General features: G+C 61.7%; 20 protein-coding genes. 10 read left to right on the forward strand and 10 right to left on the reverse strand.

Annotated elements, in window-relative coordinates:
* The 3 genes from HW554_RS11025 to mgrA form a co-directional block, all read left to right on the forward strand.
* Window positions 1-209: hypothetical protein (locus HW554_RS11025; RefSeq protein ID WP_176908643.1), on the forward strand; the 209-nt coding region annotated here is incomplete at its 5' end.
* Between the two features lie 151 nt (window positions 210-360).
* Window positions 361-810, forward strand: a complete 450-nt coding sequence (locus tag HW554_RS11030) for a type II toxin-antitoxin system RatA family toxin (protein ID WP_176908644.1) — start codon at window positions 361-363, stop codon at window positions 808-810.
* A gap of 35 nt (window positions 811-845) precedes the next feature.
* Complete coding sequence (gene mgrA / locus HW554_RS11035; RefSeq protein WP_176908645.1) at window positions 846-1,838, forward strand: L-glyceraldehyde 3-phosphate reductase; 993 nt, start codon at window positions 846-848, stop codon at window positions 1,836-1,838.
* Between the two features lie 100 nt (window positions 1,839-1,938).
* Here mgrA and HW554_RS11040 read toward each other — a convergent pair whose 3' ends face one another.
* A complete protein-coding gene (locus tag HW554_RS11040) occupies window positions 1,939-3,723 on the reverse strand; it encodes a S41 family peptidase (RefSeq protein ID WP_176908646.1) in 1,785 nt (594 codons plus the stop codon).
* 158 nt (window positions 3,724-3,881) lie between these two features.
* Here HW554_RS11040 and HW554_RS11045 point away from each other — a divergent pair, with 158 nt between their 5' ends.
* Window positions 3,882-6,320, forward strand: coding sequence for a zinc-dependent metalloprotease (locus tag HW554_RS11045; RefSeq protein ID WP_317170870.1), 2,439 nt, complete (start codon window positions 3,882-3,884; stop codon window positions 6,318-6,320).
* An 81-nt stretch (window positions 6,321-6,401) separates the two neighbouring features.
* Window positions 6,402-7,778, forward strand: a complete 1,377-nt coding sequence (locus HW554_RS11050; protein WP_176908648.1) for an erythromycin esterase family protein — start codon at window positions 6,402-6,404, stop codon at window positions 7,776-7,778.
* Window positions 7,779-7,786: 8 nt separating this feature from the next.
* Here HW554_RS11050 and HW554_RS11055 read toward each other — a convergent pair whose 3' ends face one another.
* The 6 genes from HW554_RS11055 to HW554_RS11080 form a co-directional block, all read right to left on the reverse strand.
* On the reverse strand, window positions 7,787-8,005 hold the full coding sequence (locus HW554_RS11055) for a TolC family protein (RefSeq protein ID WP_176908649.1): 219 nt from the start codon (window positions 8,003-8,005) through the stop codon (window positions 7,787-7,789).
* Between the two features lie 637 nt (window positions 8,006-8,642).
* Entirely contained in the window at window positions 8,643-10,133 is a 1,491-nt protein-coding gene (locus HW554_RS11060; protein WP_176908650.1) for a sensor histidine kinase, read from the reverse strand.
* Window positions 10,127-10,849, reverse strand: a complete 723-nt coding sequence (locus HW554_RS11065; RefSeq protein ID WP_176908651.1) for a response regulator transcription factor — start codon at window positions 10,847-10,849, stop codon at window positions 10,127-10,129. The genes HW554_RS11060 and HW554_RS11065 overlap by 7 nt, the downstream gene beginning before the upstream one ends.
* Window positions 10,850-11,131: 282 nt before the next feature.
* Window positions 11,132-11,986: a hypothetical protein gene (locus tag HW554_RS11070; protein ID WP_176908652.1), complete on the reverse strand. Its 855-nt coding sequence runs from the start codon at window positions 11,984-11,986 to the stop codon at window positions 11,132-11,134.
* Window positions 11,986-12,468: a DM13 domain-containing protein gene (locus tag HW554_RS11075; RefSeq protein WP_176908653.1), complete on the reverse strand. Its 483-nt coding sequence runs from the start codon at window positions 12,466-12,468 to the stop codon at window positions 11,986-11,988. The genes HW554_RS11070 and HW554_RS11075 overlap by 1 nt, the downstream gene beginning before the upstream one ends.
* A gap of 183 nt (window positions 12,469-12,651) precedes the next feature.
* Window positions 12,652-13,026: an Imm51 family immunity protein gene (locus HW554_RS11080; protein ID WP_176908654.1), complete on the reverse strand. Its 375-nt coding sequence runs from the start codon at window positions 13,024-13,026 to the stop codon at window positions 12,652-12,654.
* A gap of 382 nt (window positions 13,027-13,408) precedes the next feature.
* Between HW554_RS11080 and HW554_RS11085 the strand changes: the two genes are divergently transcribed.
* The 5 genes from HW554_RS11085 to HW554_RS11105 all read left to right on the forward strand — a co-directional run bounded on the left by HW554_RS11085 (window position 13,409) and on the right by HW554_RS11105 (window position 17,197).
* Window positions 13,409-13,759: an ArsR/SmtB family transcription factor gene (locus HW554_RS11085; protein WP_176908655.1), complete on the forward strand. Its 351-nt coding sequence runs from the start codon at window positions 13,409-13,411 to the stop codon at window positions 13,757-13,759.
* Window positions 13,760-13,877: 118 nt separating this feature from the next.
* Window positions 13,878-14,339 carry a DUF6428 family protein gene (locus HW554_RS11090; RefSeq protein ID WP_176908656.1) on the forward strand — a complete coding sequence of 154 codons (462 nt, stop codon included), beginning with the start codon at window positions 13,878-13,880 and terminating at the stop codon, window positions 14,337-14,339.
* 156 nt (window positions 14,340-14,495) lie between these two features.
* A complete protein-coding gene (gene arsB, locus HW554_RS11095; RefSeq protein ID WP_317170871.1) occupies window positions 14,496-15,593 on the forward strand; it encodes an ACR3 family arsenite efflux transporter in 1,098 nt (365 codons plus the stop codon).
* A gap of 54 nt (window positions 15,594-15,647) precedes the next feature.
* Window positions 15,648-16,079: an arsenate reductase ArsC gene (locus tag HW554_RS11100; protein WP_176908657.1), complete on the forward strand. Its 432-nt coding sequence runs from the start codon at window positions 15,648-15,650 to the stop codon at window positions 16,077-16,079.
* 5 nt (window positions 16,080-16,084) lie between these two features.
* The gene (locus HW554_RS11105) at window positions 16,085-17,197 is read left to right on the forward strand and encodes an ArsO family NAD(P)H-dependent flavin-containing monooxygenase (RefSeq protein ID WP_176908658.1); all 1,113 of its coding nucleotides are present in this window, start codon (window positions 16,085-16,087) and stop codon (window positions 17,195-17,197) included.
* 183 nt (window positions 17,198-17,380) lie between these two features.
* On the opposite strand, the gene HW554_RS11110 is transcribed toward HW554_RS11105, so the two are convergent.
* The 3 genes from HW554_RS11110 to HW554_RS11120 form a co-directional block, all read right to left on the reverse strand.
* Window positions 17,381-19,825, reverse strand: coding sequence for a TonB-dependent receptor (locus HW554_RS11110; RefSeq protein WP_176908659.1), 2,445 nt, complete (start codon window positions 19,823-19,825; stop codon window positions 17,381-17,383).
* 117 nt (window positions 19,826-19,942) lie between these two features.
* The gene (locus tag HW554_RS11115) at window positions 19,943-21,379 is read right to left on the reverse strand and encodes an amidohydrolase family protein (RefSeq protein ID WP_176908660.1); all 1,437 of its coding nucleotides are present in this window, start codon (window positions 21,377-21,379) and stop codon (window positions 19,943-19,945) included.
* Between the two features lie 33 nt (window positions 21,380-21,412).
* On the reverse strand, window positions 21,413-21,847 hold the full coding sequence (locus HW554_RS11120; RefSeq protein WP_176908661.1) for a hypothetical protein: 435 nt from the start codon (window positions 21,845-21,847) through the stop codon (window positions 21,413-21,415).
* Window positions 21,848-21,888: the final 41 nt, after the last annotated feature.

Consider the following 21,888-nt stretch of genomic DNA (forward strand, 5'->3'; position numbering starts at 1 on the left):
AGCCACTACGGGCCGAACTGCTTACGGAGGGCGGCGGTGGTAGCCGCACGGCGTATTTTGCCAACGGCAAGAAATTCGAGCAGCAGATTCTGCGCTGGGAGCCCAATACGTACTATTCCTTCCGCTTCAACCCCGAGCCCGGCTTTCGGGTGGGCTATGTATTTGAGCTGTCGGCGGGCATATTCCGGATGATGGCCGGAGCCTACTAACTGCGCGAAGAGGCGGGTGGCACCATGCTAACGCTCCGCACCGAGTATAGCGTGCAACGTAATCTGCGGTGGCTGCTGCTGGCCCCGATTACAGCCGTATTACACTTGTTTCAGCGTTATTTGTTGCGCTCTATCCAACGAAACGCCGAACATGAGGCAGTTTAAATTCACGGAATCTATCCAGATTGCCCGGCCGCAGCAGGAGGTGTTTGACTACACCCAGGACTACGGCCAACGGCTGAAGTGGGACACGTTTCTACGCGAAGCCGTGCTACTCGACGGGGCTACGGAGGCGGGGTTGGGCGTGAAGTCGTGGTGCGTATCGAAGCACGGTATTGGTATGGAAACGGAGTACGTGTCGTTCAATTCGCCTCGCGTGGCAGCCGTAAAGCTGACGCGGCCGGCCGGTCTGTTTCAGGCTTTCGCGGGCTCCTGGCGCTTCGAAGCCCTTTCTCCCGACCTTACCAACGCCACGTTTACCTATTCCTTCGCTCTGCGTGGCCCTTTGCGGCTGTTCTCCCCTCTGGCCAGCTACGTGTTGCAACTAAACGTACGCGGAAGGCTGCGCGACCTGAAACAGATGCTGGAACAATCTACCTGATCCTGTTGGCCGCAAAATCCCCTCAACACCAACCTATGCACTACCTCCCCAGCCCCGCTCGCTACGACGCTATGCCCTACCGCCGCTGCGGCCGTAGCGGCCTGAAACTACCGGCCGTCTCGCTCGGCCTCTGGCACAACTTCGGCGACGTGGACGTGCTCAGTAACTTCCGTGCCATCCTACACCGCGCCTTCGACTCGGGCATCACGCACTTCGACCTGGCCAACAACTACGGCCCGCCGGCTGGCTCCGCCGAAACCAACTTCGGCCGCATTCTGAAGGAGGATTTTGGGGGCTACCGCGACGAGCTGGTGATTTCGACCAAGGCCGGCTACGACATGTGGCCCGGCCCCTACGGCGAGTGGGGCTCACGCAAATACCTGCTTTCCAGCCTCGATCAAAGCCTGAAACGGATGCGCCTGGAGTACGTCGATATCTTCTACTCGCACCGCTTCGACCCCGACACGCCGCTCGAAGAAACGATGGGCGCGCTGGCCCAGGCTGTGCGCCAGGGCAAGGCGCTGTACGTGGGCATCAGCAACTACGAGCCCGCCGAAGCTGCCGAGGCCATCCGGCTGCTGCGCGAGCTGGGCACGCCCTGCCTGATCCATCAGCCCAAGTACTCGCTGTTTGAGCGCAGTCCCGAAAACGGCCTGCTCGACTTGCTGGGCCACGAGGGTGTGGGCTGCATTCCGTACTCGCCGCTGGCCCAGGGCCTACTCACGGGCAAGTACCTGCAGGGCATCCCCACCGATTCGCGGGTGGCCAAGGGCGTGGGCTTCCTCACCGAAAACAACCTCACCGAAGAGCGCCTGCGCCAGATTAACGGCCTGAACGAACTGGCCCAGAAGCGCGGCCAGAGCCTGGCCCAAATGGCCCTGGCCTGGGTGCTGCGCGACGAGCGGGTAATGTCGGTGCTCATCGGAGCCAGCCGCCCCGCGCAGCTCGACGACTCGTTGCGCTGCCTGGAGCAGCTGGCGTTCAGCGCCGAAGAGCTGGCGCAGATTGAGGGGATAGTGGGGAAGTAGGGCCTTCCTGCAGCGGTTTATGGAGGGATTCGGGAGGGTTAAAAGGAGGTTCTCTCGTTACCTCTGCGCATCCCTCCGTAAGCCGCTGTAGGTAGGCTGACTACCGTTTACTCAGAAGCCACTGCACGGCCCGTTCCAGCGCCGCATCCTGTTCGCGCGCCAGTTGCTGCCGGGTGGGCGTCACCAGCATGTCGGGAGCCAGCCCGCGGCCCTGGTAGGTCTCGCCCGTGGGCCGGACGCGGCGGCCAGTGAAACTCAGCTTGTACGTGCGGCCGATGGTGGCGAAGTTCATTTCGCCGTTGGTACCGCCCGTGGGCTGGCCCAGCAGCGGCCCAAGGTGGTTGTTACGGACTGTAGTAGCCACCGTTTCGCTGTAGCTGTAAGTGTTGGGGCCGGTCAGGAACACTTTGGTCATGGCGAGCAGTGGCAGTTGCGGCAGTTCGGGGGCGCTGTTTCGAAACCGAAAAATGGCGTGGTTAAAGTTAGGCTGATGCAACAGGGGCGTGGCCGTGCTAATGGAGCGCAACGGCTTGGTACTAAAATGGGGCAGAATGCGCAGCAGCTCGTAATGGGGGCGGCGGCGCAAGTCAATTACTAGGCCCCGGGCGGCTTGTAGCTGCGGCAGCGCCCGTTGGAAATCTCTGTAGCGCAAGCGGGCCGCATCGAGGTACACGAGGCCTCCGGCCAGCTCCCGCACTGGTGGCAGTTGGTGGTAGTTGCTGCCGCGTAGTTGCCGGAACGTCCAGCGGTGGGTGCGCGACTGGTCTGCGGAATCCTGAAACGTAAAATCTACCGCCCGATATTCGGCACCCATTATCGGGATAAGCTCTTGGGCTGCCAGCTGACGAGCTACCGCGGGCGAGGTAGCCGGGATTGTCAGGCGTAGCGAGCCCAGCAGCTGGCCTGTAATTTTGCCGTTCAGGTGGGTGAGTACCGCGCCGGGGGCTACGAGCGGCCGCAGTTGAGCGGGTATCTGGCGCACCACTACCGCGCTGTCTGCCAGTTCCAGCTGCAAGGCATACGGGGGCGGGCTGATATGCAGGCCAGTACGGGTGTTGGGCACGAAGTTGATGTGGCGGTCGGGCAGGTGGGCCAGCATCCGGCGGGTGGCGTTTACAAGTTCGGTTTCAGTGGTGGCACGGGCGGCCCGGGGCAGGGCTTCGGTCAGCGCGTTGGCCCACCGGGCGCTATCGAGTACGGTGCGGTAGGGGTAGAAGTGACGGATAACGTTCCAGGTGAGCATCGTGGTGGCCAGCCGCTGCTCCTGGGTATCGGCCCGTAGCCGCCGTAACCGCCGGCCCGGCCGGTAGCGCAGTCGCTGCCGGTGCTGGGCCTCGGTGAGCACCAGTGGCAAAGTCAGGTGTAGCGAATCGGTGAGGTGCTCAGTGTAGTGCTGCTGCCCGGCTGGAAAAGATGCCGCTACTTCCGCTACCGAAATAGTCCGGATTCGGCTCTCGTAGCGTAGCCCGCTCAGGCGCATTAGGCCTTTCACCAACCCCATACCAGCTTTGTCAAGCCCTAAACCGTGATGCTCCCAGAAGTGGCCGACGGTAACCGTTGCCGGGTCAGCTGGGACAACTGAGGCGGGTGTGGCCAGCGAAATCGTGAAAACGGCCTCGGAAGCCAGGGAGCGCAGCAGACTGTTGAGCGTGGCAGCTAGCGCCTGATCGGTGCGGGCGCGGCGCACGGCCGGGATGGCGTGGGTGAGCACCGTTTCCCAGCGTACGCGGGCCGTGTGTCGGTTGGGATAGAAGTACTTGAGGTCGCCCACCGCCTTGGCCAGGGCCGTGAGGTTGCGGGTTTCGCGGGCCGTCAGGGTATCGGGTGGGGCGGAGGGAGTTGGGCGGGAGAGGGCCAGCAACAAGAGCGGGAGGAAGACAGCCAATGGAACTCGGGTTGTGAATAATGCTGGCAGGAGTCCGGCGGCTGGTTGGAGGTTGCAGTTGCTGCCAGCAAGTCGGGCACCACGCAAGCCGCCGGTCGGGTAGTGCGTTTCCCGTGCTACCTTACCGCTCCTTGCCACTATGCAACCGCACCCCGCCCGTGACCAAATTCTACGCATTACTGCTAAGCCTGCTGCTGCTGGCGGCCCACGGTCTGAAGGCCCAGACCCTAGCCGAAAAAACCAAAGGGCTGCAGAAATTCGAGGGCTTCTTTCCCTTTTATTGGGATGAGAAAACCGGCCGTATTCTGCTCGAAATCGACAAGCTCGACCAAGAGATTCTCTACGTCAGCAGCCTGCCCCACGGCGTGGGCTCCAACGATTTGGGGCTGGATAGAGGCCAGATTGGGCAGACGCGTATCGTGAAATTCGTGCGCAGCGGCCCCAAAATCCTGCTGCTCCAGCCCAACTATGACTACCGCGCCGTGAGTCCCAACCCCGACGAGCGCAAGTCGGTGGAGCAGGCCTTTGCCCGGTCGGTTATCTGGGGCTTCAAGGCCGAAGCGCGGGAGGGCAACCGGGTGCTGGTCGACCTCACGCCCTTTCTGCTGCGCGACTCCCACCAGCTCGGCGACAAGCTGGAGGAGCTCAAGCAGGGCAGTTATAAGGCCGAGGAAAGTCGCTCGGCCGTGTTCCTGCCCAACACCAAGGGCTTCCCGCAAAACGTGGAGTTTGAGTCGATGGTGACGCTGGTGGGCAAGGCCAAGGGCCGCGAAATCAGCTCCGTCACGCCCGACCCTAGCGCCCTCACGGTGCACCTGCATCACTCCTTCATTCAGCTCCCTGATTCCGGCTACCAGCCCCGCGCCTTCGACCCCCGCGCCGGCTTCTACGCCAACGAATTCGCCGACTACGCCACCCCCATCGATCAGCCGCTGATGCAGCGCCAACTGGTGCGCCACCGGCTGCGCAAGAAGGACCCCACAGCGGCCGTGAGTGAGGCCGTGGAGCCGCTGGTGTACTACCTCGACCGGGGCGCGCCCGAACCCGTGCGCTCAGCCCTGCTGGAAGGCGCCGCGTGGTGGAACCAGGCCTTTGAGGCGGCCGGCTACCGCAACGCCTTCCAGGTGAAGCTGCTGCCCGAAGACGCCGACGCGATGGACATTCGCTACAATGTTATTCAGTGGGTGCATCGCTCCACTAGGGGCTGGTCGTACGGGGCGAGTATCGTGGACCCGCGCACCGGTGAAATTATCAAGGGCCAAGTGTCGCTGGGCTCGTTGCGGGTGCGCCAGGACTACCTGATTGCCGAGGGGCTGCTGCAACCCTACCAGGGCGATGGGCAGCCCACCAATCCGGCCATGCTGCAAATGGCAGTGGCCCGCCTGCGACAACTGGCCGCCCACGAGGTGGGCCACACGCTGGGCCTCTACCACAACTACGCCGCCAGCCCCCAGGAGCGGGCTTCGGTGATGGATTATCCCATGCCCCGCATCCTGATGCGCCCCGACGGCAGCATCGACCTGAGCCAAGCTTACGCCGCCGGCATTGGCAGCTGGGATAAGCGGGCCATTCTCTACGGCTACCAGGATTTTGGGTCGCTGGCCGCCGAAAAAACGGCCCTGCCCGCCATCATGCGCCAGACCCTGGCCGAGGGCTTCGCCTTTATGGCTGATGCCGACGCCCGGGCCGCCGGCGGGGCCCACCCCACGGCCCACCTCTGGGACGATGGCGCTAACGCCGCCGACGAGCTGAACCGCTTGATGGATGTGCGCGGGCAGCTGCTGGCCCGCTTCTCCGAAAAAGCCCTGGCCCCGGGCCGGCCGATGGCGCTTCTGGAAGAAGTGCTGGTGCCCATTTACCTGCTCCAGCGCTACCAGGTAGAGGCGGCGGCCAAGCAGGTGGGTGGCCTCTACTACACCTACGCTCTGAAAGGCGACGGCCAGACCATTACGAAGCTGGTGCCGCCCGCCGAGCAGTGGAAGGCCGTGGAAGCCCTGCTACGCACGATTTCGCCCCGCGAGCTGGCCCTATCGGAGGAGCTGCTGGCCAAGATTCCGCCCCGGCCCGTGAACTATGGCCGCTCCCGCGAAACCTTCCCCACCCGCACCGGCCTGACCTTCGACGCCCTGGGTGCGGCCGAATCGGCGGCGGCTACCACGCTGGAGTTTCTGCTGAACCCCCAGCGGGCGGCCCGCCTGGAAGACTACCACGCCCGCCACCCCGAACAGCCCGGCCTGAGCGCCGTGCTCGACAAGCTGCTGGCCGCCACCTGGCACGCCCGCCCCGAAACCGGCCCGGCCGGCGAGCTACAGCGCCTCGTGCAGCTACTCACGCTCCGGCAGCTGCTCACCTTGGCCGCCACGCCCACGGCTCCGATGGGTGTGCGGGCCCTGGTAGCTCTCAAAATAGATAGGTTGAAAACCCAGCTCGAAAAAAGCCAGAAATCAGCCAAAAACGAAAGCCAGCGCGCTACGGGCCTATTCGCCCTACGCACTATCGGAGAGTTCGAGGAAAACCCCGAGAAGTTTCAGCCCACGCCCGCCCTAACCATGCCCGACGGTGCCCCCATCGGCTCCGATGACTGCGGGGTTTGGTAATGAAGCCGGACTAATAAGATTTCGATTGCAACTCTAAATCTAACCAAGGTATCTGACCAAGCAGACCAATTAATCCTTTCCATGCTACTCCGCTACCTCACGCTGACTATATTTTTTGCGTTATCAACATTATCCGGAGCCGCCCAAACCCGCGCGAAGAGGCATGTGCAACAACAGCTGAATCGGGTTGCTTCTGTTGAGCCAGATTACCACGATAACGCGGATTTAGCGGCTTTTGGAGAAGCTGTTGGCGATGCCCGCATCGTGATGCTAGGGGAGCAGGACCACGGCGATGGAGCCACCTTCACCGCCAAAACCAGACTCGTCAAGTATTTGCACGAACAAAAAGGCTTCAACGTGTTAGCCTTCGAAGGCGACCTCTTTGCCTTGAACCAGGGTTGGGAGAAAGTGGCTGGCACCCCCGCTGCACAAGCGGCTTTTTTGAATAGCAACATTTACCGCTATTGGTCTGCTTGCCAGCAATGCGACAATCTCCTTTACCAGTATGTGCCGCAGACAACGAGTACCCCGCACCCGTTGCATATTTCGGGCTTTGATAACCAGCTGTACAGCAGCTTTAGCAAGGGCCATTTTCCGCAGTACCTACACGATTTGCTGGCGAAGAACCAGCTAGATTTTATTAAGACCAGTACCTACCAGCAATTCTTCCGGCCTTTCGTGGATACGCTATTGGTGTCCACCAATTTCATTACCGGAAAATTGGACTTGGACAACCAGATGCATGGGCTAGCAATCCGTGACAAGCATGCCAAGCTGCAACGCTTTGAAACCTGCCTTGACACGATTACGGCGCAATTATCTCCCCATTTGAGCGCTGGGTCGTTCGACCGGCTATTACTGCGCAACCTTTACGCACTGGCCCAGGAAAGCGCCGCTTATACCGAGGACCATAACACCACCTACAACGTGCGGGATGCTCAAATGGCCGATAATCTTGACTGGCTGGTAAATACAAAGTTCGCCGGCGAAAAAATCATTGTCTGGGCAGCAAGTTCCCATATAACGAAAGGCAAAGCCAGCGACTATCTCGTGCAAGGCCGATTGCCGGCTACGCAGCAAGTCCAAATTCGGGCAGAGCTTGCGGCAATACGTCCAATGGGATTGGTATTTACGGGAGATGCACGTAATCGGGCGCAGACCTATATACTTGGATTCACCTCGGGTAGTGGCATGAGCCAGCGTACTACCGTGCGTGCGCCCACGGTACTGCCTTCGCCTAGTAAGAACAGTTTGGAAAGCTGGCTGCCTGCTGATGTAGCGTATGGGTTTATTGACTTTAAACCCCTGCAGAGCCAACAGCTTCCACCCGAATACTTCGCTATGAAGGGCAAGGGTCACCAGATAATTTATGCTAACTGGCCCAACTTTTACGATGGAATTTTCTATCTGCGCACGATGACTCCCTGCTTGCCAACCAGCTTCAAGCCTATTAAATGAACGAGTAGTTACCGACCAGCCGGGTTAGGGGCGTCAGTAGCGGCCCAGTCGCCGCCGAGGGCGCGGTACAGGTCGATGAGCTGCAGGAACTGCTGGCGGCGAGTGTCGCTGAGTTCCAACTCGGCTTCGAGCACGCTGCGCTGGGCACTGACGACTGTGAGGTAGGTGGCGTAGCTGGCCTTGAACAGGTCGTCGGAGATGCTCACGGCCTTCTGGAGGACCTCCACTTCCTACAGTTGCAGCTCGAACACGCGCTGGTAGTTCCCGATGCCGCGCAGGTTGGTGCTCACTTCCTCGAAACCTACCTGAACGGCCTTCTGGTAGGTGCTGTAGGCAATCTGTTGCTAGACCACCGAGCGGCGGTAACCGGCTCGCAGCTCGGCGCGGTTGAACACTGGGGGTGACAAACTGGCTAACAGCAACCAACGGAAACGGGAGAGCAGGGGCAGGGGTATTGGAGAGGAGTTGGGGACGAAAGAAGTGCGTATGACGGCAGCCCGACGGCACAAAAGTCATTCCCCGGCTACTCCCGCCCCAGGAGCAAAGCCGGCAATCCGGCCTCATTAGGGGCGAGAAACCGTTTGGAACCGCTGATTTTATAGGATGAAGCTGTTTAGAAAGTCAAAAGAACATCATGCTTCATCTGGCGTCCTAACTGATTCCTGGTACTTCCTAAACAGCTTCGATGTATATGTAGGATGATGGATGCTGTATGAGCTGGTTGATAGAAAGGAAATCCCAGCGCCAGCGCCGGGAATAATTCCCAATAAATCGGTAGTGCCTGACGGGTGACTGATATTCGCGGTAGCAGAACGCTTTTGGGGAGAGAAGTTACCGCTGCATCTTCAGGTTTGCTCCGACTACTCAAGGCGCGTACACCGGCACCGAAAACGCAAAGCACGCCCCCTGGCCCTGGGTGCTGCTAACGGTCAGCTCGCCGCCGTGCAGCTCCACGATTTTGCGGGCAATGGCCAACCCCAGCCCCGACCCACCCCGCGACTTGCAGCGCACCTGGTCGGAGTGGTAGAACCGGTCGAAGAGGCGGGGTAGGTCGGGAGCGGCAATGCCTGGGCCAGTATCGCGCACCTGCAACGCGAGGCGGCCGGCGGTGGGGGTTACCTGTACACTCACTGCGCCGCCGGCGGGCGTGTAGCGCAGGGCGTTGTCGAGCAGGTTTTGCAGCACCCGTTCGAGTAAGCCCACGTCGGCGTAGGCGAAGGGCAGGGCGGCGGGGGTGGGGTCAACCCGCAGGGTTACGGCCTGGGTTTGGGCGGTGGGTTTGAGCTGCTGCACCACGTCGTGGACCAGCTCGGGGAGCGAAAAAGGCTCGGGCTGGGGCACCGTCTGGTGGGCTTCGAGCTTCGAGAGTTCAAACAGCTCGGATATTAAACGCTTAAGGCTGTGGGTGTTTTTGAGGATGGTTTCCAGGTACTGCTGCTGCTCGGCGGGGGCCAGCAGGTGCTGGCGGAGCAGGATAGTTTCGGTGTAGCCCTCAATGCTGGCCAGCGGCGTGCGCAAGTCGTGGGAGATGTTGGCTACCAGCTCGCGGCGCAGGGCATCGGTGGTACGCAGCTCGTCGAGGGCCTGCTCGGTGCGCACCGACATGGCGTTGAAGGCCGTGGCCAGCTCGCTTAGTTCGTCGTTGGCCCCAATGCCGCGGGCCCGGGCCGAGTAGTCGCCGGCCTGCAGGCGGCGCACCACCGCCACCAGCCGCTGCACGTCGCGGGTGAGAAGCGAAATCAGCAGTAGCCCCACCACCAGCACGCCCGCACCGGCCACCAGCAGCGTGCGCAGCAACACGCCCAGTAAGTGGTTCTGGCGCAACGCAGCTGGTTCGGAAGAAGCGGCGGCGGGCCCGTCGAGGGTGATGTAGAGGTAGCAGTGTACCCCGCCGCCCCCATTGTGTAGCGGGGCCACCGAAAAGGGCCGGGGCCGGGCGGGATGGCGGGGGTCGGTGCCGTAGAGGGGAAGGGGCTGACGGCCGGCCAGCAGGTCTTGCACCGGATCCATGGCCACGGTGCGGGTCCGGATTTCGTTGGGCTGGGCGGAGGCGGCCAGCAGGTGCCCATCGAGCCCAATCAGGTAGAGCTTGATATTGGGGTTGATGACCATGGCCGCATGGAAGGTTTCGGCAATGGCGGCGGGCGCAATTTCGTTGGTAGCCGAGTCGATACTGAGCACGTTGGCTATCGAGGCCGCCAAATCCAGGTTGCGGCGCTGCATGTTTTCGGCCAGGTAGTCATCGGCATTGCGCGAGATTAGCAGCAGATACACCCCGCTCACAGCTACCAGCAGGACTACGAACAGCAGCGAGAGGCGCAGCTGCAGGCTCCGGGGGCGGGGCCAGCTCAGCATACGGGCGCTTCGTCGGTGAGCTTATAGCCCACGCCCCACACGGTTAGCACGTAAGTGGGTTGGGCGGGGTCGGGCTCAATTTTGAGTCGCAGGCGGTTGATATGCGAGTTCACCGTGTGCTCGTAGCCCGAATAGGAGTAGCCCCACACCTGATCCAGCAACTCGGTGCGCGAGTAGGTGCGGCCGGGGTGGCGCATGAACTGGGCCAACAGTGCGAATTCCTTGGCCGTTAGCTCCACTGGCCGGCCGGCCACGCTCACGCGGTGCAACTCGGTATCGAGCTCCAGCGCCCCGCAACGGAAGCGGATGGGCGCGGTGGCCCCGGCAAATCCGGGCTCCTTGTCGGGGGCCGAGCGGCGCAGGCGGGCTTTCACCCGGGCCAGCAGTTCGCGCACACTGAACGGCTTGGTCAGGTAGTCATCGGCCCCCAGATCCAGGGCCAGCACTTTATCAATTTCCTCGGCCTTGCTCGTGAGCATGAGAATGGGCGTGCTCACGCGCTGCTCCCGGATGCGGCGGCACACCTCAATGCCACTCAAACCGGGCAGCATAATGTCGAGAATAATCACGTCAAACTCTCCCTCTGTGGCTTGGCGCAGCCCTTCCAGCCCGTTGGTAGCCACCGTTGCACCACAGTCGATGTCACGCAGATTCACGGCCACTAGCGCGGCAATGTCGGCGTCGTCCTCCACAATCAGGGCGTGTTTGGTGGGCATTTTTTTGAGCTGATAGCTACTAGCTGTTGGCTATTAACTTTTGGGGCAAAGTAACGGAGGAGCTGTTCGGAAAGTCAGAAAGGAACGTGTCATGCTGAGCGAAGCGGAGCGCAGCCGAAGCATCTCTACTGCAATGCTAACTCTGATGATTGCAACGAAGCGGTAAAGATGCTTCGACTGCGCGGACGCCAGATGAAGCATGACGTTCTTTTTGACTTCTTAATCAGCTTCTATCAGAGTAACGAACATACGCAGGATAACCCGTAAGACGCAGTTCAAAACCTACTTCCACTCCCAGGCTACGCCCACCGTGAACTGGCTGCCGGCGTACACGTTGCGCAGCTTGCCGAAGCCGGTGGCCCAGTCGGCCGTAAGCCAGAGGTGGTCGGTGGCGGCGTAGTTGGCCCCCAACGCGGCCGTGGAGTAAGCCACGCCCTCGCCAATGCCGATGCTGGCCAGCCGACCGGAACGCGGCGTCTGCACGTTGGCCAGCGTCCGGATTGTGCCCGTCAGCCAGACTTTGCGCAGCAGTAAATAACCCACTTGGGCGCTGTAGCTATACTGATTGGTAAAGCCTTTGGTGCGGGCGTTAAAGCCCACATCTACGGTGCCGTAAAGCTGCTCGAAGAAGCTGTGCGACAGGGCGGCGTGGGTCCAGACGTTAAACTCGCCGTCGCCGGTGGGTAGGGCAATTACTATTTGCGAGTTGCTGGTGTTGGTGCCGCGGGCATCAGGGTTGCCGGTGGGCAGTTCGGCGGTTACGCTTACGGCCAGCGGCCAGGCCCCACGCAACACCCCGTAGCGCAGCCCCAACTGCGCATCGCCGATGCCTTGCGTGGCCGTGGAGGCGCTGAACCTGGCCCGCCGGTAAGCCGGAAAATTCAGCACGGCTTCCAGGTGGTGGCCCAGCCCCACCTCGGCGTAAAGGCTGGCCACCTGCTGACTGAAACGATTAGTGGTAATCTCCTGGCCCGCGAGCGTGTAATATTTGTTTGTATTGACGCTGGTGAGGCCGATTTTGGCGTAGGCCCCACCGGCAGGCCGAATCCAGCCACCACCAGCGTGAGCGGTGCCGCCCGTACCCAGTAGCCCGCCCGCCAGCAGCAGCCCCACGCCGGTCCTGACAGCCGCCCGCACTATTTCAGCGGGGCCGCCCCGAAGTTAATGGCGGCAGTTTCGCAGTAGAACACTACGGTGGAGAACGACTCCAGCCCGCCCCGGTCGATGAGGAAAACCTGCCGGCCGTTCTTATTCACCAAGGCCACCACCTTTACGTTGGTAGCATCGGCCCGGCGCTGGGCTCCGATATTGGTGGCGTCTTTGGCTAAGTAAATGGTAACGGTGCCCGTGTGAAAGTCCGATACAAAATTATCGGCCAGCTGCACAAATTCGCGGTTGTCGGCGTCGCGCACAATGGTAAGCATCCCGGTGGTAGGCGTGCCGCTCTGGGGCGCAATGGTGCCGGTTTTAAGCGTGGTGAGGTTGCCGTTGGGCGTAACCGTGCCGGTGGTGGGGGGCTGCGGAGCCGGGTCATCGTCGTTGCTGCTGGAGCAAGACGACAGCAGGCCAGGCGTACCTAGCAGGGCCACTAGCAATAGGGGAAACAGTAGCTTTTTCATGCGTTGGAGGAAATGGATGAGCAATGAGCTAAAGTTCGCCTCTACACTTCACGAAAGTATCACGGATAAGCTATATATCTGTGTTCTTTGCTTTTGGGAACTCCCTGGGCCAAGCCGCTAACGCCCCTCCTTGGGAAGGAGAGGCGTTAGCCCTGGTTGCTGGTCTGCAACTTGATTTAGCTACTACTCGAAAAAGTCGGTGGGGTCGGCCTGGGCCAGGTACTTGCTCAGAGCCCCCAAATCGGCAAACACGGGCTGCACCAGCGCCAGCAGCCGCGCCGTGGCGGCCGGCCCGTCGGTGTAGGCCCGGAAAATCTCACCCGCTCCGGCCAGCTCCACATGGTCGAGCAGCTCGGGGTCGTGCTCCTCCAGCATGGTTTCGATGTGCTCGGCCCAGCTGGCCCCACCGCCCCCGAAGCCGTAGCGCTCGAACACCACGTAGTAATCGTCCATGTCCGAGAGGTCGACCAGCAGGCGCTGCTGCCGCTCGGGCGTCATCAGTTCCGGCGAAACCTGGGTGAGGATGAAGGGGTGGGTGTCGGGGGGCGTTGTGGGCATAGGGCCGCAAGGTACGGCGGGCGGGGTAGAGAGGCGCTTATGGCAGTTTCGCAGACAATGAACCATGCTGGGAAGCCGTAACAGCTGGCGTTTCACCCTTGAACGGCCATGCTGCATACGAAACATCAGCCACGAGAAACGCTAACTGTTGCGGCTTCCCAGCATGGTCCACCGTTTGCGAAACCACTATACTACTACTACTACTACTCGATTTGTATTGAAATGTGTTGGGGTTTTGTGAAGGTAAAAAACCTGTATTTCAATTTATTAAGAGAGGTATGTGAACTGAATACGTGGCTACTATGACCGATCCAGACACCTATGTCGTAAACATGCGTCATAATATGTCGTATATTTGCGACATAGTTACCCGCTTCCCTCTATGACCTACGCCAAAACCGCCGCTTTTACCGCCGACCAGCAGCAGCTGGCCCGCGTGGCTAAAGCCCTGGCCCACCCGGCGCGGGTGGCCATCATTCAGCTACTGGCCAGCAAGCACACCTGCATCTCGGGTGATATTGCCGCCGAGCTGCCGCTCTCGCGCACCACCGTTTTCCAGCACTTGCAGGAACTCAAAGCGCTGGACCTGATTCGGGGCGAAATCGACGGGCTCACAGTCTGCTACTGCCTCAATACCGAGCTGCTGCTCCAGGTACAGCAGCAGTTCACCGCCTTCTTCACGGCCGCCACTACCGGCGCGGCCTGCGGCCCGGACGATAGTTGCGCGTGCTGATTGATAAGCTGTCAGCTTTTAGCTGATAGCCATTAGCTCCCCGGTTCAACAGCAGTAGTTGCCTTAGAAAATACTGAAACAGACACTCAACCCACGCTTCAATTAACTCCTTTTAGCCATGAACATCTCCGAAATGAAGCAGGCCCTACAGGGGCTCAGCGCGGTGAACTTCCGCCTACCCACCGGCGAGCAGCTGCCCCCGCACTTCCACGTTACGGAGGTAGGCTTGGTCAGCAAGCACTTTGTGGATTGTGGCGGCACCGAGCGTCGCGAAACGGTGGCCAACTTCCAGCTCTGGGAAGCCGGCGACTACGACCACCGGCTGGCTCCCCAGAAATTCCTGCACATCCTCAACCTGTCGGATAAGATTCTGGGCAGCGAGGATTTAGCCATTGAAGTGGAGTATCAGCAGGCGACCATTGGCAAGTTCGGCCTCACTTTCGACGGCACCGATTTCGTGCTGACGGCCAAGCAAACCGCCTGCCTGGCCCAGGATGCCTGCGGCATCCCCGACGCTCAGCAAATAGCCCTGCCGCAGCTGCAAATGGCTGCCTGCACGCCCGGCGGCGGGTGCTGCTAGAGCTGTATTAAACGATGTAGAGACACAACATCTTGCGTCTCCTCGCTGCTGATGTTGTCCGTGCAACGACGAGGCGCAAAACCTTGCGTCTCTACAACCCAAACCGCCTGTTAGCACCGGGGCCGGGGAGTAACCTGGCTCTAAATTCCTCTCAACTTGACTTCGCACCCATCCATCCAGGCCGCCCCGGCTCCCGCCGTGCTGGCCGAAAAAAAGCTCTCGGGCCTCGACCGGGGCCTTACGCTCTGGATATTTCTGGCCATGCTGCTGGGCGTGGGCCTGGGCTACTTGGTGCCCGGCTTCAACGACACGGTGAACTACTTTTCGGTGGGTACCGTGAACGTGCCGCTGGCTGTTGGGCTGGTGCTGATGATGTACCCGCCGCTGGCCAAAGTGAAGTACGAGCAGCTGCCCACCGTCTTCCGCAACACGCGCATTATCGGGCTCTCGCTGGTGCTGAACTGGGTGGTGGGGCCGGTGCTCATGTTTGGGCTGGCCATCTGGCTGCTGCCCGACAAGCCCGAGTACATGATGGGCCTGATTCTCATTGGTATTGCCCGTTGCATTGCCATGGTGCTGGTCTGGAACGACTTGGCCGATGGCAGCCGCGAGTATGCCGCCGGACTGGTGGCGCTCAATTCCATCTTCCAGGTGCTGTTTTATGCGGTGCTGGCCTGGCTGTTTATCACGGTGCTGCCGCCGTATTTTGGGCTGCAGGGCTACGTCGTGAATATCGGCATCTGGGATATTGCCCGGAGCGTGCTGGTGTACCTGGGCATCCCGTTTGCGGCCGGATTCCTGTCGCGCCTAGTGCTGCGCCAGCTCAAGGGCGACACCTGGTACGAGCAGGTCTACCTCCCCGCCATCAGCCCGATTACGCTGGTGGCCTTGCTGCTGACGATTGCGGTCATGTTCAGCCTGAAGGGCGAAACCATTGTGCAGGTGCCGCTCGATGTGCTGCGCATTGCCCTGCCGCTGGCGCTGTATTTCGGTGTCATGTTCGTGGTCAGCTTTGCGGCCGGCAAGTGGCTAGGGGCCGGTTACGCCGAGAATGCCAGCATTGCCTTCACGGCCACCGGCAACAACTTCGAGCTGGCCATTGCCGTGGCCATCGGGGTGTTTGGCCTGAACTCGGGCCAGGCTTTTGCCGGCGTCGTTGGCCCGCTGATTGAAGTACCGGCCCTTATTGCGCTGGTCAACGTGGCTTTCTGGTTCCGCCGCCGCTGGTACGGTGGCAAAACGGCGGCGGCGTAAGTTGTTGCCCTCTCTAAATTACCACTTCTCATCTCCCGCTTCTCACCACTACCTATGGAAAGCAAGAAAAACGTACTGGTGCTCTGTACCGGCAACTCCTGCCGGAGCCAGCTGCTGCACGGCTACCTCGAACAGATATTGGGCGAGCGGGCTGCCGTGTATAGCGCCGGCGTGGAAGTGCATGGCCTCAACCCCCGTGCCGTGCGCGTAATGGCCGAGGATGGCCTGGACATCAGCCACCACACCAGCAACCATGTAGACGAGTACGCGGCCGTGCCCTTCGACTACGTGCTCACCGTATGCGACCACGCCCAGGAGGTGTGCCCGGTGTTCCCATCCACGGCCCAAAAGCACCACCACAGCTTCCTCGACCCGGCCAAAGCCACGGGCACCGAGGAAGAAATCAGCCAGCAGTTTCGTCAGGTGCGCGACCAGGTGAAGGCCTATGCCCACAATTTCGCGCGGACCGAATTCCTAACTACCTAACGTTTATGGCCACCGTTTCTGCTGCGTTTACCACCGATGTGCTCGTTATCGGGGCCGGCCAGAGCGGGCTGGCGGTGGGCTATTATCTGCGGCGGGCGGGCCTGAATTTCGTACTGCTCGACGACCAGGCGGCTCCCGGCGGGGCCTGGCCCCACGGCTGGGACTCGCTCCGGCTGTTCTCGCCGGCCGATGCCAGCTCCCTGCCCGGCTGGCTCATGCCCCGGCCACCCGCCGCCGATAGCGGCTTCCCCACCCGCGACGCGGTAATTGACTACCTCACGCAGTACGAGCAGCGCTACGAACTACCGGTGCGCCGCCCCGTGCGCGTGGCCGCTGTGCGCCGGTCGTCGTCGTCGTTGTCGGGCAGTATAGGCAGCTTCGTGGTAGAAACCGACGCCGGCACGTACCAGGCGCGGGCCATGGTATGCGCCACAGGCAGCTGGCGTAGCCCCTTTGTGCCGCAGTTCCCCGGCCAGGCCGATTTTGGCGGGGTTCAGCTGCATTCGGCCCGGTACCAGCAGGCGGCCCCGTTTGCCGGGCAGCGGGTGCTGGTGGTGGGCGGCGGCAACTCCGGGGCCCAGGTGCTGGCCGAAGTCTCCCAGGTAGCCCGCACTACCTGGGTCACCCAGGAAGAACCCCGCTTCCTGCCCGACGACGTGGACGGCCGGGTACTCTTCACCCAGGCCACCCAGCGCTATAACGCTCAAGCCGGCGCGGCGCCAGCTCCGCCAGCTACGTTCGGCCACATCGTAATGGTGCCGCCCGTGAAGAAAGCCCGCGGCCGAGGCGTGCTGGGTAGTGTACGCCCGTTTGTGCGGTTCACACAAACGGGTGTTGTGTGGGCGGATGGGCGCGAGGAAGCCGTGGACGCGGTTATCTGGTGCACCGGTTTCCGGCCTGCACTATCGTTTCTGGCCGGCCTGGGCGTACTGCAGCCCAATGGCCGGGTGGCTACTGCCGGTGCCCGCGCCACTGCCGCGCCCGGCCTGTGGTTGGTGGGTTACGGCACCTGGACGGGTTTTGCATCGGCCACACTCATCGGTGTGGGCCGCTCGGCCCGCGCTGCCGTGGACGAAATCAAGACGTTCCTAGACCTCAGCCAAGCATCGAACGAATAGGTTGGCCGGTGCCTTTAAGCTGGATTCGGGAATCGAATCTATTGAGAAAGCACAAGGCGGTCATGCGGAGCTTGCCGAAGCATCTCTACCGCTTTGCCAGGAGCTTTTCTAACGAAGCGGTAGAGATGCTTCGGCAAGCTCCGCATGACGTAAACACTGTCTTGATAAATTTCCATATATGCTCTAAAACTCCACGATAAAGCCGATGGTGGGCAGCACGGTGGCGGCGTTGTTGTCGAGCAATACGGGGATGCCGTTGCTACCGTCGGGACGCAGGGGCTGGCCGTCGGTGGACACGAATTCGGTGTTATCGGGGGTGCGCTGGAAAGCATAGCTGGGCGTGGCGGGCGACTTCAGAGCCAGCGCATTCTGGATGTCGACGTAGAAATCGAAGGTGAAGCGGCGCAGGTTGATTTTCTTGTCGAGGCGGAAGTCGAACTGCTGGAAGGTACCCAGGCGCTGGGTGTTCAGGCGGTTGTAGTCGAGCACGCCGTTGCCCACGGTGAGGTAGTTGGCCCGGGAGGCGGCGTTGTCGAAGGGCGTGTAGGGCGCGCCGCCGGCCAGGCGGTACTTCAGGCCCAGCTCCCAGCCCCGCCCGAATTTGCGGCCCAACAGCGCCGAGGCCAGGTGGCGGGTATCCCAAGCCGAAGGTTTATAGCGGCCATCGGCGCCGGTGAACTCGCTGTTGAACAGGGTGTAGGAAGCCACTGCGTAGAGGTTGCGGGTGAGCTGCTGCTGAAAAAACAGCTCGCCCCCAAAGGCCCGGCCCCGGCCGGTGCTGGTCACGGCCTCGTTGCCCAGGGCAATAAAGTCGCCGCCCAGGTTGGCCAGCGAAATACCGTCGCGCACGTTCACCGGGTAGTGGTCGTACTGCTTCCAAAAGCCTTCGAGCGTGATGCGGCGGCTGGCGCTGGGCAGGAATTCCAGACCCGCCACGTAGTGCGTGCTGCCGATGTAGCGGTTGCCCTTGTTCACGAGCCGGCCCGCATTGTCGCGGAAGCCGAGCAGGGTGGAGGGCGGAATTTTGTAGTAGCGGCCCACGCTGGCGCTGGCGTTCCAGCGCGGCGTGAGGGCGTACGTGGCCGAAATTCGGGGCGAAATCGTGCGCAGCAAATTGGCCCCGCCATCGGTGAAGCTGTTGCCGTCGGTGCGCACGCCGGCCGAGAGCGTGAGGCGGTCGGCCTCGAGGAAGGAACGGGTGAGCTGGGCAAACGCGCCGAAGCGGGCGAAGTCGAGGCTGGCGTTGAAATTGACGGTAACGGCCGGCTGTTGCTCGGTGCCATCGGGGGCCAGTACGGCTTGGCGCAGGCGGTTGAAAAAGCGGTTGTCGTAGTGTACCAGCTGGCCCACGGCCCCGTAAGCGTAGCGCCAGCGGCCGACGCTCCGGTTCACGTCGAGGCGCAGCTTGTTCTCCGTTTCGCCCGAGCGCGTGAGCAGCACCCGCTTGCTTTCATCGCCCTGGTTAACAGACCCGCCCTCAAAAAAGTCGACCTGGTTGCTGAGCTGGGTGCGGCTGAGGGCCAGATTGAGGTAGCCCTGGGGCAGCAGCTGGCGCAAACTCAGGCCCACGGTGTAGTTCCACTGGTCAATGGTGGGCGTGTTGCGGATGATGTAGGCCTTCTCGGGGGTAGTGGTGCGCGGCACGGCCACCTCGAAGTGGTCCAAAGCGCCCAGACCCAGAGCCGTGAGGGTAGTTTTGGGCCCCAGCTTCGAAGTGATTTTGAACTGGGAATCCCAGTAATCGGGCCGGATAGGCAGGTCAATCAGCTTGAAAAGCACCTGTAAATAGGAACGGCGCACGGAAGCCAGAAACGTGGTGTTAGGGGCCAGCGGACCTTCGAGCGTGCCGGCTACCTCGGTGCCGCTCAAGCGGATGTTGCCCTGCACCCGGTCGGGGTTGCCCTCGCGCTGCCGGAATTGCAGCACGCTGCTCAGCACGTTGTCGTAGCGCGCCTCGAAGGCCGAGGTGCTCAGCGTCACGTCCTCAATAAAGCTCACGTTGAGCATGCCCGCCGGCCCACCGGCGCTGCCCTGGGTCTGGAAGTGGTTGATGACCGGCACCTCAATGCCGTCGAGGTAGTACACGTTTTCGTTGGGTGCGCCGCCCCGGATGATGATGTCGTTGCGGAAGCCGGCGGTGCCGCCCGTGCCGCCGCCGCCCACGCCGGGCAGCACCTGCACCACCTTCGAGATGTCGAAGTTGCCGCCCGGATTGCTCTTGATTTCCTGGGCGCTCAGGCGCTGCACGCTCAGCGGCGTTTCGGCCGTAGCCACCCGAATGGCCCGGCTGGCCGTCACGGTTACCTCGCCCAGCTGCTGCTGAGCCCCTACCAGCTCCAAGCCCACAATGTTGGCGTTGCCGCTGGTAATAACGATGTTGGCGCGCAACAGCGGCTCATACCCAATAAACGAGGCCCGCACGTTGTAGCTGCCCGTCGGAATATCAGCCAGCCGAAAACGGCCCTGCTCATCGGCGGCCGTGCCCAGCGTGCTGCCTTCCAGCGTGATGGTGGCGCCCGGCACCGGCTGTTGGGTGGCCCGGTCGCGCACCGTTCCACTAAGCACGCCCGTCTGGGACCAGCTGATGAGTGGCAGCAACCAAAGTAACAGCAGGTAGAGGAAGCGCATACGATAGTGGGGTGCTGGGATGATTAAAGGGAGGCAGAACGGCCGTTCTGTGTCAGCTTTGTGATTATTCAACCCAAACCCAACCGGTGCGGAGAGGTTTCAGGCGGGCTGCCCACGCTACCGCCGCCGCACGGCTTGTATCATCTGCCGCAGCTCGGCGGCCGGGTACACCCGGCCCCGGGCCACCACGGTGTGCGGGCCGCGCAGGGCCGATAGGCTGGTCAGCGGGTTTTGGTCGAGCAGCAGCAAATCGGCGGCTTTGCCGGGGGCGATGGAGCCGGCGGTGGCTTCCTGGTGAAAGAAGATGGCTCCGTTGATAGTGGCCGTGCGTAGTGCCTCGGCGGGCGTGAGGCCGGCGCGCACCAGCTGGTCGAGCTCCCCAAGTAAAGCTGCACCGGGATACACGTAGGAGTTCGAAGCCCCGCTGTCGGAGCCGGCCAGCAGCAGTACGCCGGCCTTTTGCATGCCCGGAATCAGGCTGCGGAACCGCGCCCCTAGCTGCTGGTTGAAGGCCCGGGTGGCGGCCGACTGCTGCCGGGCCCCGGCCAGTCGGCGGGTGTAAGTGGCCTCAATTCTGGGGTCGATGTAGGCCAGCAGCGAGTCGCGGGAGTGGTCGGTGGTGGGCAAATCGGCTAGCAGCTGCTGAATGTAGAGCGTGGGCACCACGGCCGTGCGCCGCTCGGCCAGCATCCGGAACGTGCGGGCGGCGGTGGCCGGGTCGTAGGTGCGGTACACGGCCGGCAGGGCCGCAAACAGCCCGATGGGCCGGGCGGTGCCCTGGCTCTGGCGGATGGCGGCCGTAATGCTGTCTTCCCGATTGGAGCAGGCCTTGAATACGTAGTAGAGGTGCTCGGAGGCGTCGAGACCCGCCGCAGAAGCCTCGGCCAGCGTGGCGGTGTAGGGCATGTGGCCGGTAGTCAGCATCCCCCGCTTTTCGGCCTGCGCAATGGTGCCCAGAAACGCTTCCCGCGAAATCGTGCTCTCGTAAATCTTCACGTAATCGACCTTCAGCCGCTGCAACGAATCGAGGGCGCGACTAATCTGGACGGGCGTTTCCACTTCCAGCGAGCCGGCCCAGAACGCGCCCGGTCCGTCTATTTTCGGGCCCGAAGTGAAAATGGTGGGCCCCGCTAGCTGGCCGGCCGTAATCTGCCGCTGCCACTGTTGCACGGCCGGAGTCAGGTCGCCGCCCGCGTCGCGCACGGTGGTAATGCCGTGGGCCAGGTACAGGGGCAGCAGGTTGCGGTTGGCCGTTATCAGCGAGTCGCCGCCCCGAAAATGCACGTGCATGTCCCAGAGCCCGGGCATCAGGTAGCGCCCCTGCGCATCGAGCGTGCGCGTGGCCCGCGGCGTGCTAGCCGTAGTGGCACCGAGTTGGCGGATGACGCCCTCAGCTACTGCCACCGTCTGGTCGGACCGGATGGTGCCGGTTTCCACGTCCACCACGTTGGCGTGGGTGATGACGAGGTCGTAGGTCGTGGTGGCGGGTGGGGTGGTGCAGCTGGCGGCCAGCAACAGGGCGGCGGCGAACAGGAGTCGGGTGGGGTGGGGCATGGGGTGGAAGGTAGGCTAAGAAAGCGCGCGAACTCACCGCTTGAGGTAAAACATGTCGTGTAATACAAACGTCGTGTCAATACCTGGTCTGGCCGGATCGAAATCCATTTTGAGCCGATAACGCAACCTAGCCTTAAGAACCGGAGCAGTCGGGAGTGCTTTGTTGATCGTGGTGAAGCGAACGTAAGCCGTATCATCCACAAAGCGCGAACTCAAAATATTGAAGTACGCGTCATCGGGTTCACACGTAAAAATGACGCTGTTTTCAACGTGGTTGCTTTTGGCTAATTGCGACACGTAATCATAGTTCATGTAGATCTTGATTTCATGAGGGCTAAAAAGCAGAAAGGTATCCATGCTCGCACTACTGATGGGGTAAACCGAAGGTGGCGTATTCTTCTCGGGCGGTAGTTTGCGTTTTTCGATGGTTTCGGTATTTTCTGCTGTACAGCCGGATAGACCAGTCATTACAAGTAGTGCGAGTATGCGGCTATATGGAGCCCACAGAA

It is taken from the genome of Hymenobacter lapidiphilus, from assembly GCF_013377885.1.
GTDB lineage: Bacteria > Bacteroidota > Bacteroidia > Cytophagales > Hymenobacteraceae > Hymenobacter > Hymenobacter lapidiphilus.

Coding starts and splice junctions, on each gene's coding strand:
- HW554_RS11030 (WP_176908644.1), top strand. CDS start 361: ATGAGGCAGTTTAAATTCACGGAATCTATCCAGATTGCCCGGCCGCAG.
- mgrA (WP_176908645.1), top strand. CDS start 846: ATGCACTACCTCCCCAGCCCCGCTCGCTACGACGCTATGCCCTACCGC.
- HW554_RS11050 (WP_176908648.1), top strand. CDS start 6,402: ATGCTACTCCGCTACCTCACGCTGACTATATTTTTTGCGTTATCAACA.
- HW554_RS11060 (WP_176908650.1), bottom strand. CDS start 10,133: ATGCTGAGCTGGCCCCGCCCCCGGAGCCTGCAGCTGCGCCTCTCGCTG.
- HW554_RS11065 (WP_176908651.1), bottom strand. CDS start 10,849: ATGCCCACCAAACACGCCCTGATTGTGGAGGACGACGCCGACATTGCC.
- HW554_RS11075 (WP_176908653.1), bottom strand. CDS start 12,468: ATGAAAAAGCTACTGTTTCCCCTATTGCTAGTGGCCCTGCTAGGTACG.
- HW554_RS11080 (WP_176908654.1), bottom strand. CDS start 13,026: ATGCCCACAACGCCCCCCGACACCCACCCCTTCATCCTCACCCAGGTT.
- HW554_RS11085 (WP_176908655.1), top strand. CDS start 13,409: ATGACCTACGCCAAAACCGCCGCTTTTACCGCCGACCAGCAGCAGCTG.
- HW554_RS11090 (WP_176908656.1), top strand. CDS start 13,878: ATGAACATCTCCGAAATGAAGCAGGCCCTACAGGGGCTCAGCGCGGTG.
- HW554_RS11100 (WP_176908657.1), top strand. CDS start 15,648: ATGGAAAGCAAGAAAAACGTACTGGTGCTCTGTACCGGCAACTCCTGC.
- HW554_RS11105 (WP_176908658.1), top strand. CDS start 16,085: ATGGCCACCGTTTCTGCTGCGTTTACCACCGATGTGCTCGTTATCGGG.
- HW554_RS11110 (WP_176908659.1), bottom strand. CDS start 19,825: ATGCGCTTCCTCTACCTGCTGTTACTTTGGTTGCTGCCACTCATCAGC.
- HW554_RS11115 (WP_176908660.1), bottom strand. CDS start 21,379: ATGCCCCACCCCACCCGACTCCTGTTCGCCGCCGCCCTGTTGCTGGCC.
- HW554_RS11120 (WP_176908661.1), bottom strand. CDS start 21,847: ATGACTGGTCTATCCGGCTGTACAGCAGAAAATACCGAAACCATCGAA.